The sequence below is a fragment of the Prauserella sp. PE36 genome (assembly GCF_003311655.1).
Lineage (GTDB): Bacteria > Actinomycetota > Actinomycetes > Mycobacteriales > Pseudonocardiaceae > Prauserella_A > Prauserella_A endophytica.
Genome location: NZ_QEQT01000059.1, coordinates 93,150 through 109,084, shown reverse-complemented (window position 1 = coordinate 109,084; position 15,935 = coordinate 93,150). Strand labels below are relative to the sequence as shown.

The following is a 15,935-nucleotide window of genomic DNA, read 5'->3' as shown; positions in this document are numbered from 1 at the left end:
CCGCCCGCGACACTCAGAACAGCACAGTGGCGTACCGGCCGACCTGCCGGAACCCGATCTTGCGGTAGGCGGCGAGCGCGGGCGAGTTGAACGAGTTGACGTACAGGCTCGCCACCCGGCCCATGCCGCGGATGAGCCGGGTGGAGACCGCGGCGGTGCCCGCGGAACCGAGGCCGTGACCGCGGCGGTCGGGGTGCACCCACACGCCCTGGATCTGGCCCACCGTTTCCGACAACGCACCGATCTCGGCCTTGAACACGACCTCGCCGTTCTCGAAGCGGGCGAACGCCCGGCCGCCGGCGATCAGCTCGGCGACCCTGGCCCGGTAGCTGGCGCCGCCGTCGCCGGCGCGCGGGTCGACGCCGACCTCCTCGACGAACATCGCGATCGCCGCAGGCAGGTACCGGTCGAGCTCGTCGGGCCGCACCGGCCGCACCTCGCGGTCGACGGGCACCGCCGGGAGGCGGTCGAGCGCCATCAGCGGCTGGTCGTGCCGGACCTCGCGGGCGGGACCCCATTCGGCCACCAGCTCGTCCCACAGCCCCAGCACCTGCTCGGAGGGCCCGACGAGCGACGAGCACGTGCGCTGCCTGCGCAGCGCACGGTCGGCGAACGACCGCAGTGCCGCGGCGTTGCCCCGCAACGGGATCATGTTCGGCCCGGAGAAACACAGGCCGTGCAACGCACCGGAGCGGGCGGTCCTGCCGTCCGCTCCCCAGAGCTCCCCACCAAGCCGCCATGGATCCAGCCCGGCCACCTCGACGCGCGCGGAGACCATGCAGCTACCCACGGGGTCCGCGGCGAGCGCGGCCCGGACCGCCGGGTAGTCGCTGTCGTCGAGCAGCCGCGCACCTGCAAGCCGCAACACGCTCCCAGCCTGCCAGATGCCGGGCGCGAACGGAAAAAAGAACCCCCGGTCGGCCCCGGAGAATCGATCACGCGCCCTGGTAGGTACCGAAGGTCCACCCGTTGCCCTCGGGATCGGCGATGCCGACGTTGCGCGAGCCGTAGTCGGTGTCGTAGGGCTTCTCGGTGATCGTCGCGCCCGCGTCGAGCGCCCGCCGGTACACAGCGTCGGGGTCGGCGGTCACCACGTAGAGCCACTGTGTCCGCGCGGTCGGCTCCTCGACGCCCTTGTGCCCGTGCCCGCGCGTGCCCAGCATCACGCCGCCACCCTCGGGCCACCGCAGTTCGGCGTGGACGATCGTCGCGCCGTCGTCGTCATGGACCACGAGCGCCTCGGTGAAGCCGAACACGTCGACAAGAAAACGCCGGGCCGCTTCGGCGTCGTCGTACAGCAGTGCCGGCCAGATTCCTGGGTTGTTCATGCCCCCGAGTCTGCGCCGGGCCACCCCGCCTCGTATTGCAGAAATGGGAGCTCCTCGGCGATCCACGTGCCCGGCGGGCACCCCGCGAGGGCACGCCACTCGTTGGTCAGGTGGGCCTGGTCGTGGTAGCCGCACCGCACGGCCAGCTCGGCGAGCCCTCCGCGATGGCCCGCCCGCAGGAGCCTGCCCGCGCGCTCGAACCGCAGCACGCGCCCCGCCTGCTTCGGCGAAAGGCCCAGCTCGCGGGAGAACCGCTCGCCGAAGTGCCGCCTGCTCCAGCCGACCTCGCGCGCCAGCGCGTCGACCCGCAGCGTGCCGCCCGCGCCGATCATCCGCCGCCACGCCCAGCTGATCTCCGGCGCGGGCTCTGGCACGTCGTCGAGCCGGCCGAGCAGGACCTCGTCGAGCAGATCGAACCGGCTCTCCCACTCCGGCGCGGACGCGAGCCGCCCTGGCAGCGCCGCCATCGCGGGCGAGCCGAGATCGGCGAGGTCCACGACGTAGCCGGAGAGATCGGCCGCCCGCACGCCGAGCAGGGCGTACGTGCCGAGCGGGTTGAGCTCCAGGTGTATCCCGGCCTGCACGGTGTCCTGCTCGATCAGCGCGGGACCGGTGTGCATGCCGCCGACGAGCCCGGCGAAGGAGCCGGGTGCCTGGTCGGGCCTCGGCATCCCGACGACGCGGACGGGTTCGGCGAGGCTGATGATCAACGTGACGTGCCTGCTGGGCAGGCCGCGGTGGACGGTCAGCGTGTTCTGCCGCTGGGAGTAGCCGATGTAGCGCGTGACGAGGGGCCGCAGCGCGGGATGCGGCGCCCGGACGGCGAAGTCGTCGCGGCCCATGGCCTCGACCCTAGCCCCCGATCTCGCGGCGGACGACGGGCGCGACCTCGGTTCCGAGCAGCTCGATCGCCCGCAGGGTCTCCTTCTGCGGCACGCCCCCGAAAGCGAGCTGGATCAGCAGCCGCTGGTGCCCGAACAGCTCGTGCTGGTACATGATCTTGTCGATGATCTCCTGCGGGCTGCCCACCACGAGCGCACCGGCCCTGGACGACTGGGCGTCGTAGGCATCGCGCGGGGTGTGGAAACCGTGCCCGCGCTCGTGGAAGTTCTCCAGCATGCCGCGGTCGAAGTACGGGTAGGACAGATCGCGCGCGGCCTGGCTCGTCGGTGCGACGAAGCCGGGCGAGTTGATGCTCAGCGGCAGCGTCGCTGGATCGTGCCCGGCCTCCTCCGCCGCCTGCCGGTACAGCTGGGCGAACGGCGTGAACCGCGCCAGCGGCCCGCCTATGATCGCCAGCGCGAGCGGCAGCCCGAGCCTGCCCGCCCGGACCACGGACGCGGGTGTCCCGCCCACCGCGACCCAGATCGGCAGCTTCTCCTGCAACGGACGCGGTGCGACGTCGGCGCTGTTCAACGGGGCCCGGAAGCGGCCCGACCACGTGATCGGGTTCCGCTCCCGCAGGGCCAGCAGCAGGTCGAGCTTCTCGGCGAACAGCGCGTCATAGTCGGCGAGGTCGTAGCCGAAGAGCGGGAACGACTCGATGTACGAGCCCCTGCCCGCGATGATCTCCGCGCGCCCGTCGGACAGCAGATCCAGCGTGGCGTACTGCTGGAACACCCGCACCGGGTCCTCCGAGCTGAGCACGGTGACCGCGCTGGAGAGCCGGATCCTCTCCGTGCGCTCCGCCATGGCCGCGAGCACCACGGACGTCGCGGAGACGGCGAAGTCGCCGCGGTGGTGCTCTCCGATCGCGAAGACGTCCAGCCCGGCCTGGTCGGCCACGGCGGCCTGCTCCAGGTAGTCGCGCAGGCGCTGCCGCGCCGTCGGCACGGCTCCCGTCGCCGGGTCCGGGGTGATCTCTCCGAAGGAGTAGACCCCCAACTCGAAGGCCACGGGCCCTCAGCTCACCGTGACGACCGGCTCGCCGCCGGTCTCGCCCGACTCCTCGGCGATGCGCATGGCCTCCTCGATGAGCGTCTCGACGATCTGGTGCTCGGGCACCGTCTTGATCACCTCGCCCTTGACGAAGATCTGGCCCTTGCCGTTGCCGGACGCCACGCCGAGGTCGGCCTCGCGCGCCTCGCCGGGACCGTTGACGACGCAGCCCATGACGGCCACGCGCAGCGGCACCTCCATGCCCTCCAGTCCCGCGGTGACCTCGTCGGCGAGCTTGTAGACGTCCACCTGCGCGCGCCCGCACGACGGGCACGAGACGATCTCCAGCTTGCGCGGCCGCAGGTTCAGCGACTGCAGGATCTGCGTGCCGACCTTGACCTCCTCCACCGGCGGCGCGGACAGCGACACGCGGATCGTGTCGCCGATGCCCTGCCGCAGCAGCGCGCCGAACGCGACGGCCGACTTGATGGTGCCCTGGAAAGCGGGACCGGCCTCGGTGACGCCCAGGTGCAGCGGGTAGTCGCACTGCTCGGCGAGGATCTCGTAGGCCCGCACCATGACCACGGGGTCGTTGTGCTTGACCGAGATCTTCAGGTCGTGGAAGTCGTGCTCGGCGAACAGGGACGCCTCCCACAGCGCCGACTCCGCGAGCGCCTCCGGCGTGGCCTTGCCGTACTTCTCCATCAGCCGCTTGTCCAGCGAACCGGCGTTGACGCCGATGCGGATCGGGGTGCCGTGGTCCTTGGCGGCGCGGGCGATCTCGGCCACCTTGTCGTCGAACTTCTTGATGTTGCCGGGGTTCACGCGCACCGCGGCGCAGCCGGCCTCGATCGCGGCGAACACGTACTTGGGCTGGAAGTGGATGTCGGCGATCACCGGGATCTGCGACTTCTTCGCGATCGCGGGCAGCGCCTCGGCGTCGTCGGCGCTCGGGCAGGCCACGCGCACGATGTCGCAGCCCGCGGCGGTCAGCTCGGCGATCTGCTGCAGGGTGGCGTTGACGTCGGCGGTGACGGTGGTGGTCATCGACTGCACCGAGATGGGGTGGTCGCTGCCGACGCCGACGGTGCCTACCTGCAGCTGGCGGGTCTTGCGGCGTTCGGAGAGTACGGGCGGCGGGGTGGCTGGCAAGCCAAGATCGACGGTCATCGAATCCTCTGCAAACGGTCTACGAACGCGTCGGCACCAACGATACGTCAGCGTGCCTACGGGATGGGGTGAACAGCGTCCACCGTGATGGTGGGCACGGAGAACGCGGCAGCGAGCACAGCAGGGGTTCACCGGCGGGCGAACCCCTGCCCCGTCACGGTGAGAGCCGGATCGGGTTGACGATGTCGGCGGTCACCGTGAGCAACACGACAGCACCGCCAATGACGACGATGACCGCCGTCACGGCATTGAGCTTGGTGTAGTCGACCGGACCACCGGGCACCTTGCCACGCAGCTTGCGGAACCAGTCCCGGACCCGCTCGTACCACGTCACCGCGATGTGCCCGCCGTCGAGCGGCAGCAGCGGCAGCAGGTTGAAGATGCCGACGAAGAAGTTGAGGCTCGCGAGCAGGAACAGGAAGACCTCCCACAGACCCTGCTCCACGGCCTCGCCGCCGATGCGGCTCGCGCCCACCACGCTGACCGGGGTGTTCGGGTCACGCTCGCCGCCGAAGATGGCCTCGACGACGGCCGGGATGCGCTCGGGGAACTCCAGCAGCCGGTTCCAGGTCTCCACCAGCATGTCGCCGGTGAAGCTCAGTGAGCCGCCGAGCGCGGCGACCGGCCCGTACGGCAGCAGGCTCGCCGGCGCGACGCCGATGGCCCCCACCTGCTCGGTGCCGCCGTTGTCGGCGGGCCTGGTGACCCGCGGCACGTCGACGGTCAGGGTCATCGTCTCGCCGTCGCGCAGCACCTCGACCTCGGTGGGGCCGGAGGCGCCCTGCACGGCGACGAGCAGGTCGCTCCACTGCGGAGTCGGCGTGCCACCCACGGAGACGATCTCGTCGCCGGACTGCACGCCCGCCGCCAGCGCGGGCGCAGGGTCGCCCGGCTGGCACACCGGGTTGTTGATCTGCTCAGCGGTGGTGCCGCCCCGCACGCACTGGGAGACCTCGTCGACCACGGGCTTGTTGGTCAGGTTCGGCAGGCCCATCGTGATCGCCATCAGGTACAGCACGATGAAGCCCAGCACGAAGTGCGTGAACGACCCCGCGGACAGCACCACGGTGCGCTTCCAGGTCTTGAAGCGGTACATCGCCCGCGGCGCCTCGTCGGGGGTGACCTCGTCGAGCGCGGTCATGCCCGCGATGTCGCAGAAGCCGCCGAGCGGGATGGCCTTGAGGCCGTACTCGGTCTCGCCCCTGCGGAACGAGAAGATCGTGGGCCCGAAGCCCACGAAGTACCGCCGGACCTTCATGCCGAAGGCCTTCGCGGTGAGCATGTGCCCCGCCTCGTGCAGCGCGACCGACACGCAGATGCCGAGCGCGAAGAGCGCGACTCCCAGGATGTAGACGAGCACGCGCTACTTCCCTCCCGTGCTGATTGCCCGAGCGCGTTCGCGCGCCCACCGTTCCGCGGCAAAGACGTCCTCGGCGTCGCGGGGTTCACGACCCCACTCGCCGGCCGCCTCGACCACCATGCTGACAGTGTCCACGATGGACGTGAAGCTGGTGTTCCCCGCCAGGAATCCCTCGACGAGCTGCTCGTTCGCGGCGTTGAACACCGCGGGCAGGCAGCCGCCCTCCGCGCCGACGTGCCTGGCGAGCTCGACGGCGGGGAACGCCTCGTCGTCGAGCGCCTCGAACGTCCACGCCGTCGCCGTGTCCCAGCGGCACGCCGCGGCGGCGCCGGGCACGCGGCGGGGCCAGTTCAGCGCCAGCGCGATGGGCAGCCGCATGTCGGGTGGGCTGGCCTGCGCCAGCGTGGAGCCGTCGACGAACGTGACCATCGAGTGCACCACCGACTGCGGGTGCACGGCGACGTCGATCCGGTCACACGGGATGTCGAAGAGCAGGTGCGCCTCGATCAGTTCGAGCCCCTTGTTGACCATGGTCGCCGAGTTGATCGTCACGAGCGGGCCCATGGCCCACGTCGGGTGCTTGAGGGCGTCCTCCACCGTGACGCCTTCCAGCTGCTCGCGGGTCCGGCCACGGAAGGGCCCCCCGGACGCGGTGAGCACGAGCCGATCTACCTCGTCGGCGCTGCCGCCGCGCAGCGCCTGCGCCAGTGCGGAGTGCTCGGAGTCGACGGGCACGATCTGGCCCGGCTTCGCCGCCCGCAGCACCAGCGGCCCGCCCGCGATGAGCGACTCCTTGTTGGCGAGCGCCAGGGACGCGCCGGTCTCCAGCGCCTTCAGCGTCGGCGCGAGCCCCTGCGAGCCCGGCATGCCGTTGAGCACGACGTCGACGGGCACGGCGGCGATCAGCTCGAGCACCGCGTCACCCCCGGCGAAGATCCTCGGCAGCCGGAACTCGCCCTGCGCGTAGCCGCGCCGCTGTGCCTCGGCGTACAGCGCGAGCTGCAGGTCCTCCATCGCGGTCGGCCTGGTCACGGCCACCGCATCGACCTCGTGGGCGATCACCTGGGCGGCCAGCGCCCGCGGGTCGGAGCCGCCCGCGGCGAGCCCGGCGACGCGGAACAGGCCGGGGTTGCGCGCGGCGACGTCGAGCGCCTGCGTGCCGATCGAACCCGTCGAGCCGAGGACGAGCACACTGCGTGGATCGTTCATCGGTGACCATTCTCGCGGACGGCCCTCGCGGCCGGACGGCAGGCATGTGGGATCATCGGAGCGCATGTGATGGCAGGTGAGGAGTGATCGTGGCAGGCAAGGCGATCGAGAAGCGCAGCGGCACCGAGGTCGACCCCCGCGACGAGCCGTCGGCGGAGTGGGGCTGGCACGGCGGCTTCCCGAAGGCCACGCGGTTCGCGGGCTGGTTCACCGTGTTCGCGCTGCTGGTCATGCTGATCGGCAACCACGAGAACAACACCGAGAACGTGTGGCTGGTCGGCCTGGCCCTCTCGGTCGCCTTCGGGCTGGTGCTCGACATGCGCCGCCGCCGCACCAGCTGGCGCCGCTGACTCACGTCCCGGCCGGGACCGGGCGACCAGGACCTGCCCGGCGTCGTCGGGGCGCAGGTCTCCGTGCTTCTCGGCAGGCCGCGGCAACAAGTCCTCGTGGCATCCTCCTCCGGCGTGACGGCCAACAGGCGCGCGGCATCGGCGGTCCGGTTCGCGCGCTGACCGAGCGGCTCCGCGAGGTAAAGGCGCCGGTCAGCGTCGTGTGACCGGTTCGCCCGAACCAGCCCCTGCCGGACGGGAAGGAACTCAGCCCTCCGCCGCGAGCTGTCCGCACGCCGCGGCGATCTCCTGCCCACGGGTGTCTCGCACCGTGCACGCCACACCCCCGGCGTTGACCCGGCGCACGAACTCCCGCTCCACCGGCTTCGGCGAGGCGTCCCACTTGCTGCCCGGCGTCGGGTTCAAGGGGATCACGTTGACGTGCACCAGCTGGCCCAGGTGCTCCCTCAGCCGCGACGCCAGCAGATCCGCCCGCCACGGCTGGTCGTTGACGTCCCGGATCAGCGCGTACTCGATCGACACCCGGCGCCCCGTCGAGTCCGCGTAGTACCGCGCCGCCTCCAGGACCTCCGATACGGGCCACCGGTTGTTCACCGGCACGAGTGTGTCGCGCAGCTCGTCGTCCGGTGTGTGCAGCGACACCGCCAGCCGCACCTGCATCTTCTCGTCCGCGAGCCGACGGATCGCCGGCGCGAGCCCCACCGTGGACACCGTCACCGAACGCTGCGAGATGCCCAGCCCCGCCGGCGCCGGGTCCGTGATCCTGCGCACCGCCGCCAGCACGCGGTTGTAGTTCGCGAGCGGCTCCCCCATGCCCATGAACACGATGTTCGACAGCCGGCCGGGCCCGCCCGGCATCAGCCCGTCCCGCATCACCGCGGCCGCCGCGCGCACCTGGTCGACGATCTCGGCGGTCGAGAGGTTGCGGTCGAGCCCGCCCTGGCCGGTCGCGCAGAACGGGCAGGCCATCCCGCACCCGGCCTGGCTGGAGATGCACAGCGTGGCCCGGTCCGGATAGCGCATCAGCACGCTCTCGAGCAGCGTGCCGTCGTGTGCCCGCCACAACGTCTTGCGTGTCGTCCCGTCGTCGCACGCCAGCGCGCGGACCTCCGTGAGCAGAGCCGGCATCAGCTCGTCGACCAGCCGCTGTCGCGAGGCGGCCGGGATGTCGGTCATGTCCTCCGGATCGACGGTGAGCCGGGAGAAGTAGTGGTTCGACAGCTGCTTGGCGCGAAAGGGCTTCTCACCGAGCGCGGCGACGGCCTCGGCACGCTCGGCGACGGTCAGGTCGGCGAGGTGCCGCTTGGGCAGGCCACGGCGGGGAGCGTCGAAAACAAGGGGGAGGGCAGTCATAGCGTTCTCCATTGTCCCATGAACCCGGTCCTTGCTCTCCGACTGTTTCCGATATATCGTGAACATGTCGAGATAGTTCGCTAGGAAGGTTCGACATCATCATGAGACACGAAAGACACCACTTCGCCCACGAACACGGCAGGCCCGCTTTCGGCCCCCGCGGCCGCGGCCCTTTCGGCGACTTCCCTCCCGGCTTCGGCCCTGGCAGGCGCGGTCGCCCGCACCCGAGGCCGGGAGGCCCCGGCAGGCGAGGGCGGCGCGGCGACGTCCGCTCGGCGATCCTGGCTCTGCTGGCCGAGCAGCCTCGCCACGGCTACGAGATCATCGGCGAGATCGGTGAGCGCAGCGGCGGGTTCTGGCGCCCGAGCCCCGGCTCGGTCTACCCCACGTTGCAACTGCTCGCCGACGAGGGCCTCGTGCGCAGCGACGAGGACGGCGGCAAGCGCCTCTTCGAACTGACCGAGGAGGGCCGCGCCGCCGCGGAGAAGCTGGGCACCCCACCGTGGGAGCACTTCGCCGAGGGCGCGGATCCCAACGAAATCAAGCTGCGGGAGGCATCCGCCGCGCTGATGGGCGCCATGCACCAGGTTTCACTGGTCGCCTCCAGCGAGCAGAAGGCCAGGGCGGTCGAGGTGATCGACGAGGCGCGGCGCGCCCTCTACGGCATCCTCGGCGAAGCCCCTGCCGACGATGAGTGAACGAGCCCGGTGGGCTTGCCGCGCACCAGAACGCGGTAGCCGACCGGAAGCTCCAGCGGTCCCAGGAGGCCCGGGTTGCGGCGGGCCGTCTCCTCGACGGCCCGCTCGGCAACCCTGGGACTGAACTCGATCCGCAGCACCGCTTCCATGGCCGCACGGTCGGGAAACCGCCAGCGCGTCTGCACCCGGCGGCAGGAGAATCCCGCTGCGGCGAAGAATTCGTCCACTTTGTCCGGGTCGTAATGCGGCAGATCCGCCCGCATCCAGTCGCCGTAGGGCGAGTGCCGGGCGTCGAGGTCGACGATCACGAGCGTTCCGCCCGGCTTCAGCACCCGGTCGGCTTCGGACAAGCCGGGCTCGCAACCGGGACCGAAGAAGTACGCAGTCCGCGCGTGCACCACATCCACCGACGCGTCTCGCAGCGGCATCCGCTGCGCGGTTCCCTTTCGCACCACGACGTTCTCGCATCCGGCGACCCTGCGCTCGGCACGGCGCACGAGCGGGGGATGGGGCTCCACGCCGACGACCGACGCCGCGGTCTCAGCGAACCGGGCGAGGTGGAAGCCGTCACCACACCCGATGTCGAGCACGCTGCGGCCCCGCCACGACACCGCTTCCGCGAGAGCTCGCCAGATCTCCCCGTCCACGTCCTGCGCGTGGTTCTCGAGTTCGTACGCGTCGGCGTGGTACCAGATGTTGGGGCTGGGGATGACTTCCACCTTGCGCACGAACCTTTTCACGACAACCAGCGTATCCCCGGGAGGAACCCCGTAACATCATCGGCGCGGTATGTGCCGGGGGGCCCATCGCCAGGGAGAGTTCTGCGTATGTCCGTCGGTATGCCCATTCCCCCATCGCTGCTACCGGCCGGGGTTCCGTGCTGGATCGAGCTGGCGTCCGCGAACGAGCAGGCGGCGAGAGACTTCTACGGCGAGCTCTTCGGCTGGGAGTTCTTCATCAAACGCGATCCCGCCACCGTGAACCGGCGCTACACCATCGCCGTGCTGCACGACCTCCAGGCAGGTGGCCTGTACCAGGCCGCAAGCGACCAGCCGACCGGCTGGATGGTGCATCTCGCGGTCGGCAACACCGTGAACACGGCGGAGTGGGTCCAGCACCTCGGCGGGACGATCACGCTGGGACCGGTGGACATCCCCGACCGCGGCAGCATCCTGCACGCGGTCGACCCGAGCGGGGCACCCGTGGTGTTCTGGCAGCCGCCCGGCGACTGGTCGTTCGCCACCTCGCTGCCCGGCTCCTTCACCGGTGCTGACCTCAACACGCACGACGGGCCGAGCGCGGATCAGTTCTACTGCAGGCTTTTCGAGTTCACGAGCCAGCAGATCGGCCAGGGCGGCATCGACTACGTGGAATGGCGGCTCGACCACGAGCCCGTGCTGTACCGGTACGCGATGGACCCGTCGTACCAGGCCACCGTCCCACCACATTGGATGATCTACTTCGAGGCCGACCCCGCACGCGGCACCGATGCCATCGCGGGGCAGGCGCTCATGCTCGGCGGCAACGTGGTCACGGCTCCGTTCGACACGCCGTTCGGCAGGACAGCGGTGCTCGCCGACCCCGGCGGCGCGGTGTTCTCGATCGTCGACCACTCGCGGCCGGTCGACACCGGGGTCGGTAAGGCCGAGGTGGACGACCCCTACGACGACTGACGGCGTGGCGGCGAGCCGCTCAGCCCGTCGCCACGAACGCGCTGAGCAGCAGCCAGGACACGACCGCCGACGGCAGCAGTGAGTCGAGCCGGTCCATCAGCCCGCCGTGCCCCGGCAGGGTGTTGCCCATGTCCTTGATGCCGAGGTCCCGCTTGATCAGCGACTCCATCAGGTCGCCGAGAGTCGCGGTCAGCACGATCGCGGCGCCGAAGAGGACGCCCTGCCACGCCATGCCTTCGAGCAGGAACTGCAGGCAGAGGGCGCCCGCCCCGATCCCGGCCGTCAACGAGCCCGCGAAGCCCTCCCAGGTCTTCTTCGGGCTGATCGTCGGCGCCATCGGGTGCCTGCCGCGCAGCACCCCGGCGACGTAGCCGCCGGTGTCGGACGCCACCACGACGATCATGAACGACAGCACACGGCCGACGCCGTCCTCCGGCGGCACCAGCATGGCGGCGAAGGCCGCGAACAGCGGAAGGTAGGCGGCGGCGAACACCGACGCACCGACGTCACGCAGGTAGCCGTCCGCGCCACCCCGCAGCCGCCAGAGCAGGCACACCAGCACGGTCAGCACGAACGCCGTCAAAGCGCCCTCACGGCCGAACGGCCACGCGAGCCAGATCATCGCCTGGCCACCGACCAGCACCGGGACGAGCGCGACCTTGATGTCGGCGGCCTTGCGGAACGCCGTGGCCAGCTCGATCGTGCCGACCGCGATCGCCGCCGCGATGACGCCGATGAACAGGTAGCGGACGGTGAACAGCGACACCAGGATCGTCGCCCCCAGTGCCACGCCAACGGCGATGGCCGCGCGCAGGTCACGGCCGGCCCGCGAGGCTTTCTTCGCCGGCTCGGGTGGTTGCCCAGGGTCGGCCGCGTCCTCGCGTTCCTCCTGGTGTTCGCTCACCTTCGTCATCAGACCTCGAGCAGCTCGGCTTCCTTGTGCTTGACGAGCTCCTCGACCTGGTGGACGTACTTGTCGGTGAGGTGCTGGAGCTCCTTCTCCGCCCTGGCGACCTCGTCCTCGCCCGCCTCGCCGTCCTTGGCGATGCGGTCGAGCTCCTCCTTGGCCTTGCGGCGCACGCTGCGGATCGAGATCCGGGCGTCCTCGCCCTTGGCCTTGGCGACCTTGACCATCTCCTTGCGGCGCTCCTCGGTCAGCTGAGGAATGACGATGCGGATGATCGAGCCGTCGTTGCTCGGGTTCACGCCCAGGTCGGACTCTCTGATCGCCTTCTCGATGGCGCCGAGCTGCGAGTTGTCGTAAGGCTTCACGATGGCCATGCGCGCTTCCGGGATGTTCACGCTGGCCAGCTGGTTCAGCGGGGTGGGAGCACCGTAGTACTCCACCACGATCCGGGAGAACATCGACGGGTTGGCCCTACCGGTCCGTACCGACGACAGGTCCTCCTTGGCGACGGACACCGCCTTTTCCATCTTCTCTTCGGCATCGAAGAGGGTCTCGTCGATCACGGCTACTCCAGGTGTGTGGGTGTACTGACCAGTGTGCCGATCCTCTCACCACTCACCGCGCGGGCGATGTTCCCCTCGGTGAGGAGGTTGAAGACGATTATCGGCATGTTGTTGTCCATGCACAGGCTGAAGGCGGTGGCGTCCGCGACCTTGAGCCCCCGTTCGAGCACCTCGCGGTGGCTGATCTCGTCGAACAGCTTCGCGCCGGCATCGATCTTCGGGTCGGCGGTGTAGACCCCGTCGACGGCCTTCGCCATGAGGACGACCTCGCAGCCGATCTCCAGCGCACGCTGGGCGGCGGCGGTGTCGGTCGAGAAGTAGGGCATGCCGGTGCCCGCGCCGAAGATGACCACCCGGCCCTTCTCCAGGTGGCGCTCCGCGCGGCGCGGGATGTACGGCTCGGCGACCTGACCCATCGTGATCGCGGTCTGCACCCGGGTCGGGACGCCTTCCTTCTCCAGGAAGTCCTGCAGAGCCAGTGAGTTCATGACGGTGCCCAGCATCGCCATGTAGTCGGCGCGGTCGCGGTCCATGCCGCGCTGGGACAGCTCGGCACCACGGAAGTAGTTGCCGCCGCCGATGACGACGGCCATCTGCACGCCCGCGCGCACGACGTCGGCGATCTGCGCGGCGACCGAGTGCACGACATCGGGATCGACGCCGACGGACCCACCGCCGAACATCTCACCACCAAGTTTGAGCAGCACCCGCCGGTAACCGTCGGTGGCCCTGTCGGTGTCGTCCTCGTTCATGTCGCCTCCGCCCGTTCAGGTGCTGCTCTACCGTTGTCTCACAACTGTGCCCCGCCTCCAGATCTGGCGGGAGACGGGGCACAAGTGCCGACCGGGACTACTGCTGGCCGACCTCGAAGCGAGCGAACCGGGTGACGGTCACGCCTGCCGCGTCGAGCAGGGCCTTGACGGTCTTCTTGTTGTCGGTGACCGACGGCTGCTCCAGCAGCACGACGTCCTTGAAGAACGCGTTGACCTTGCCCTCGGTGATCTTGGAGATCGCCTGCTCCGGCTTGCCCTCCTCGCGAGCGGTCTGCTCGGCGATCCGGCGCTCGTTCTCCACCAGGTCGGCCGGGACCTCGTCGCGGGTCAGGTACTTCGGCTTGAGGGCCGCGACCTGCAGGGCGGCGCCACGGGCGGCCTCGGCGTCGTCACCGGTGTACTCGATGAGCACGCCGACGGCCGGGGGCAGGCCGGCGCCACGGCGGTGCAGGTAGGTGGTCACCTGGCCGTCGAAGGCGACGACCCTGCGGATCTCGAGCTTCTCGCCGATCTTGGCCGAGAGCTCCTGGATCAGGTCGTTGACGGTCTTGCCGTCGACCTCGGCCGCCTTGAGCTTCTCGACGTCGCTCGTGCGCAGCTGCTTGGCCGCCTCGACGACCTTGTCGGCCAGCTGCTGGAACTCCTCGTTCTTGGCGACGAAGTCGGTCTCGGAGTTCAGCTCGACCAGAACGCCGCCGTCACCGGCGACGAGGCCCTCGGCGGTGGCGCGCTCGGCACGCTTGCCGACGTCCTTCGCGCCCTTGATGCGCAGGTACTCAACGGCCTTGTCGAAGTCGCCGTCGCTCTCCTCCAGCGCCTTCTTGCAGTTCATCATGCCGGCGCCGGTGAGCTCGCGGAGGCGCTTCACGTCTGCCGCGGTGTAGTTCGCCATCGTGCGTTATCCGTTCTCTGTCGCGGTATGCGCAGGGTGGTCAGTGGTTCAGGAAGCGGTGGTCTGCTCGGCCTGCTCGGCGGACTCGGAGCCGGCGAGCAGCTCCTGCTCCCACTCGGCCAGCGGCTCACCCGACGCGACGGGCTTGTCCTCGCCCTCGGGGGCGGCGCCGTTACGGCCGGAACGCGCCATCAGGCCCGCGGCAGCGGCCTCGGCGACGACCTTGGTCAGCAGCGCGGCCGACCGGATCGCGTCGTCGTTGCCCGGGATCGGGTAGTCGACCTCGTCCGGGTCGCAGTTGGTGTCCAGGATCGCGACGACCGGGATGTTGAGCTTGCGAGCCTCGCCGACCGCGATGTGCTCCTTCTTGGTGTCCACGATCCACACGGCGCTGGGTACCTTGGACATGTCGCGGATACCGCCGAGGGTCTTCTCCAGCTTGTCCTTCTCGCGGGTGAGCGTCAGGATCTCGCGCTTGGTCAGGCCCTGGAACCCACCGGTCTGCTCCTGCGCCTCGAGCTCCTTGAGCCGCTGGAGGCGCTTGTGCACCGTCTGGAAGTTGGTCAGCATCCCGCCGAGCCAGCGCTGGTTGACGTAGGGCATGCCAACGCGCAGCGCCTCGTTGGCGATGGCCTCCTGCGCCTGCTTCTTCGTGCCCACGAACAGGATCGTGCCGCCGTGCGCGACCGTCTCCTTGACGAACTCGAAGGCGCGGTCGATGTACGACAGCGTCTGCTGCAGGTCGATGATGTAGATGCCGTTGCGCTCGGTGAGGATGTAGCGCTTCATCTTCGGGTTCCAGCGCCGGGTCTGGTGCCCGAAGTGCACACCGGAATCGAGCAGCTGCTTCATGGTGACGACGGCCATGGCCGGATTCGCACCTCTTCTGTGTTGTGCGCGCCTGGCAGATGCTCGGCGCGCGGACCGGTTGTCGCGGCTGGCCGGGTGGTCAGCCGCCCTGGTGCAGTGCCGGCGTCCGGACTCGTTGGCTACGTTCTTACCGCTGAGACCGCCGGGCGCCGTCCGCTCCGTTCACGACTTCTCGGAATGGAGCGCGCACGTGCACGCGAAGTCAGCCTGTGCGCACACAGACCGCGCCCAATAGTGTACGCCGACCCCCGACACCGGCTCGAACCGGCGGCACCTGACAAGCCGGGTTGTCCACATCACCCCCGGTTGTCCACAGATTTCGCCACACCCCTCCACAACCGTCCCCCACCCCTCACCCTGAGCACATGACCGCATTCCGTCCGGCACGGCGAGCCCGGTACCCCGTGCTCGCCGTGCTGACCCTGCTCCTCGCCGTCGTACCCGCGCCAGCGGCGAGGGCGCAGTCCGTCGTCGAGCCGCGATTCGGCTGGCCGCTGTCCCCGGCGCCGTCCGTGGCCAGGCCGTTCGACGCACCCGAGCACGCCTACGGCCCCGGCCACCGTGGGGTCGACCTGGTCGCGAGTCCCGGGCAGGACGTGCTCGCGGCCGGGCCCGGGTACGTCGTCTTCGCGGGACGCCTCGCCGGACGCGGCGTGGTGTCGGTCGAGCACGACGGCGGGCTGCGCACCACCTACGAGCCGGTCGAGCCGCGGGTCTCGGCGGGCGACCAGGTGTCGCAGGGACAGGTCATCGGCACTGTCGCGGCAGGGCACGCCGGCTGCCCTGCCGCGGCGTGTCTGCACTGGGGTGTCCGGCGCGGCGAGGAGTACCTCAATCCGCTCCGTCTCGTGGTGCCGGACACCGTGCTGCGCCTGAAACCGTGGGAGGGGGTGGTCGCCTGACGGTGCGCC

Annotated in this window: 18 protein-coding genes; 4 read left to right on the top strand and 14 right to left on the bottom strand. The window is 70.1% G+C overall.

Annotation, left to right across the window (positions count from 1 at the left end):
* Nucleotides 1-13 precede the first annotated feature (13 nt).
* From DI005_RS14110 to dxr, 7 genes are all read right to left on the bottom strand, one after another.
* Nucleotides 14-868, bottom strand: a complete 855-nt coding sequence (locus DI005_RS14110) for a GNAT family N-acetyltransferase (protein ID WP_112272015.1) — start codon at nucleotides 866-868, stop codon at nucleotides 14-16.
* Nucleotides 869-935: 67 nt separating this feature from the next.
* Entirely contained in the window at nucleotides 936-1,328 is a 393-nt protein-coding gene (locus DI005_RS14105; RefSeq protein WP_113642507.1) for a VOC family protein, read from the bottom strand.
* Complete coding sequence (locus tag DI005_RS14100; RefSeq protein WP_113642389.1) at nucleotides 1,325-2,170, bottom strand: helix-turn-helix domain-containing protein; 846 nt, start codon at nucleotides 2,168-2,170, stop codon at nucleotides 1,325-1,327. The genes DI005_RS14105 and DI005_RS14100 overlap by 4 nt, the downstream gene beginning before the upstream one ends.
* A gap of 10 nt (nucleotides 2,171-2,180) precedes the next feature.
* Nucleotides 2,181-3,224, bottom strand: a complete 1,044-nt coding sequence (locus DI005_RS14095) for an LLM class flavin-dependent oxidoreductase (RefSeq protein ID WP_112272013.1) — start codon at nucleotides 3,222-3,224, stop codon at nucleotides 2,181-2,183.
* A 6-nt stretch (nucleotides 3,225-3,230) separates the two neighbouring features.
* Nucleotides 3,231-4,376: a flavodoxin-dependent (E)-4-hydroxy-3-methylbut-2-enyl-diphosphate synthase gene (gene ispG, locus DI005_RS14090; RefSeq protein ID WP_112272012.1), complete on the bottom strand. Its 1,146-nt coding sequence runs from the start codon at nucleotides 4,374-4,376 to the stop codon at nucleotides 3,231-3,233.
* Nucleotides 4,377-4,530: 154 nt separating this feature from the next.
* Entirely contained in the window at nucleotides 4,531-5,736 is a 1,206-nt protein-coding gene (locus DI005_RS14085; protein WP_112272010.1) for an RIP metalloprotease, read from the bottom strand.
* A 3-nt stretch (nucleotides 5,737-5,739) separates the two neighbouring features.
* A complete protein-coding gene (gene dxr / locus DI005_RS14080) occupies nucleotides 5,740-6,945 on the bottom strand; it encodes a 1-deoxy-D-xylulose-5-phosphate reductoisomerase (protein WP_113642387.1) in 1,206 nt (401 codons plus the stop codon).
* An 89-nt stretch (nucleotides 6,946-7,034) separates the two neighbouring features.
* On the opposite strand from dxr, the gene DI005_RS14075 reads away from it, so the two are divergent.
* Nucleotides 7,035-7,295, top strand: coding sequence for a DUF2631 domain-containing protein (locus DI005_RS14075; RefSeq protein WP_112272116.1), 261 nt, complete (start codon nucleotides 7,035-7,037; stop codon nucleotides 7,293-7,295).
* Between the two features lie 246 nt (nucleotides 7,296-7,541).
* Here DI005_RS14075 and rlmN read toward each other — a convergent pair whose 3' ends face one another.
* The gene (gene rlmN, locus DI005_RS14070) at nucleotides 7,542-8,648 is read right to left on the bottom strand and encodes a 23S rRNA (adenine(2503)-C(2))-methyltransferase RlmN (protein ID WP_112272006.1); all 1,107 of its coding nucleotides are present in this window, start codon (nucleotides 8,646-8,648) and stop codon (nucleotides 7,542-7,544) included.
* A gap of 101 nt (nucleotides 8,649-8,749) precedes the next feature.
* Between rlmN and DI005_RS14065 the strand changes: the two genes are divergently transcribed.
* Nucleotides 8,750-9,346: a PadR family transcriptional regulator gene (locus tag DI005_RS14065; RefSeq protein WP_113642385.1), complete on the top strand. Its 597-nt coding sequence runs from the start codon at nucleotides 8,750-8,752 to the stop codon at nucleotides 9,344-9,346.
* On the opposite strand, the gene DI005_RS14060 is transcribed toward DI005_RS14065, so the two are convergent.
* The gene (locus DI005_RS14060; RefSeq protein ID WP_112272002.1) at nucleotides 9,307-10,086 is read right to left on the bottom strand and encodes a class I SAM-dependent methyltransferase; all 780 of its coding nucleotides are present in this window, start codon (nucleotides 10,084-10,086) and stop codon (nucleotides 9,307-9,309) included. The two genes, DI005_RS14065 and DI005_RS14060, sit on opposite strands and share 40 nt — an antisense overlap.
* 87 nt (nucleotides 10,087-10,173) lie before the next feature.
* On the opposite strand from DI005_RS14060, the gene DI005_RS14055 reads away from it, so the two are divergent.
* Complete coding sequence (locus DI005_RS14055; RefSeq protein ID WP_112272000.1) at nucleotides 10,174-11,019, top strand: VOC family protein; 846 nt, start codon at nucleotides 10,174-10,176, stop codon at nucleotides 11,017-11,019.
* A 19-nt stretch (nucleotides 11,020-11,038) separates the two neighbouring features.
* Here the strand turns inward: DI005_RS14055 and DI005_RS14050 are convergent, their stop codons facing one another.
* The 5 genes from DI005_RS14050 to rpsB form a co-directional block, all read right to left on the bottom strand.
* A complete protein-coding gene (locus DI005_RS14050) occupies nucleotides 11,039-11,932 on the bottom strand; it encodes a phosphatidate cytidylyltransferase (RefSeq protein ID WP_112271999.1) in 894 nt (297 codons plus the stop codon).
* Nucleotides 11,932-12,489, bottom strand: a complete 558-nt coding sequence (gene frr / locus DI005_RS14045) for a ribosome recycling factor (RefSeq protein ID WP_112271997.1) — start codon at nucleotides 12,487-12,489, stop codon at nucleotides 11,932-11,934. Before frr ends, DI005_RS14050 begins: the two co-directional genes overlap by 1 nt.
* 2 nt (nucleotides 12,490-12,491) lie before the next feature.
* Nucleotides 12,492-13,241 (bottom strand): UMP kinase, encoded by a 750-nt coding sequence (gene pyrH, locus DI005_RS14040; protein ID WP_112271995.1) that lies wholly within the window; start codon nucleotides 13,239-13,241, stop codon nucleotides 12,492-12,494.
* A gap of 97 nt (nucleotides 13,242-13,338) precedes the next feature.
* Entirely contained in the window at nucleotides 13,339-14,154 is an 816-nt protein-coding gene (gene tsf / locus DI005_RS14035; protein ID WP_112271993.1) for a translation elongation factor Ts, read from the bottom strand.
* Between the two features lie 48 nt (nucleotides 14,155-14,202).
* Nucleotides 14,203-15,021 carry a 30S ribosomal protein S2 gene (rpsB, locus tag DI005_RS14030; protein ID WP_110342349.1) on the bottom strand — a complete coding sequence of 273 codons (819 nt, stop codon included), beginning with the start codon at nucleotides 15,019-15,021 and terminating at the stop codon, nucleotides 14,203-14,205.
* 368 nt (nucleotides 15,022-15,389) lie between these two features.
* On the opposite strand from rpsB, the gene DI005_RS14025 reads away from it, so the two are divergent.
* Complete coding sequence (locus DI005_RS14025; RefSeq protein ID WP_112271991.1) at nucleotides 15,390-15,926, top strand: M23 family metallopeptidase; 537 nt, start codon at nucleotides 15,390-15,392, stop codon at nucleotides 15,924-15,926.
* The last annotated feature ends 9 nt before the right edge of the window (nucleotides 15,927-15,935 follow it).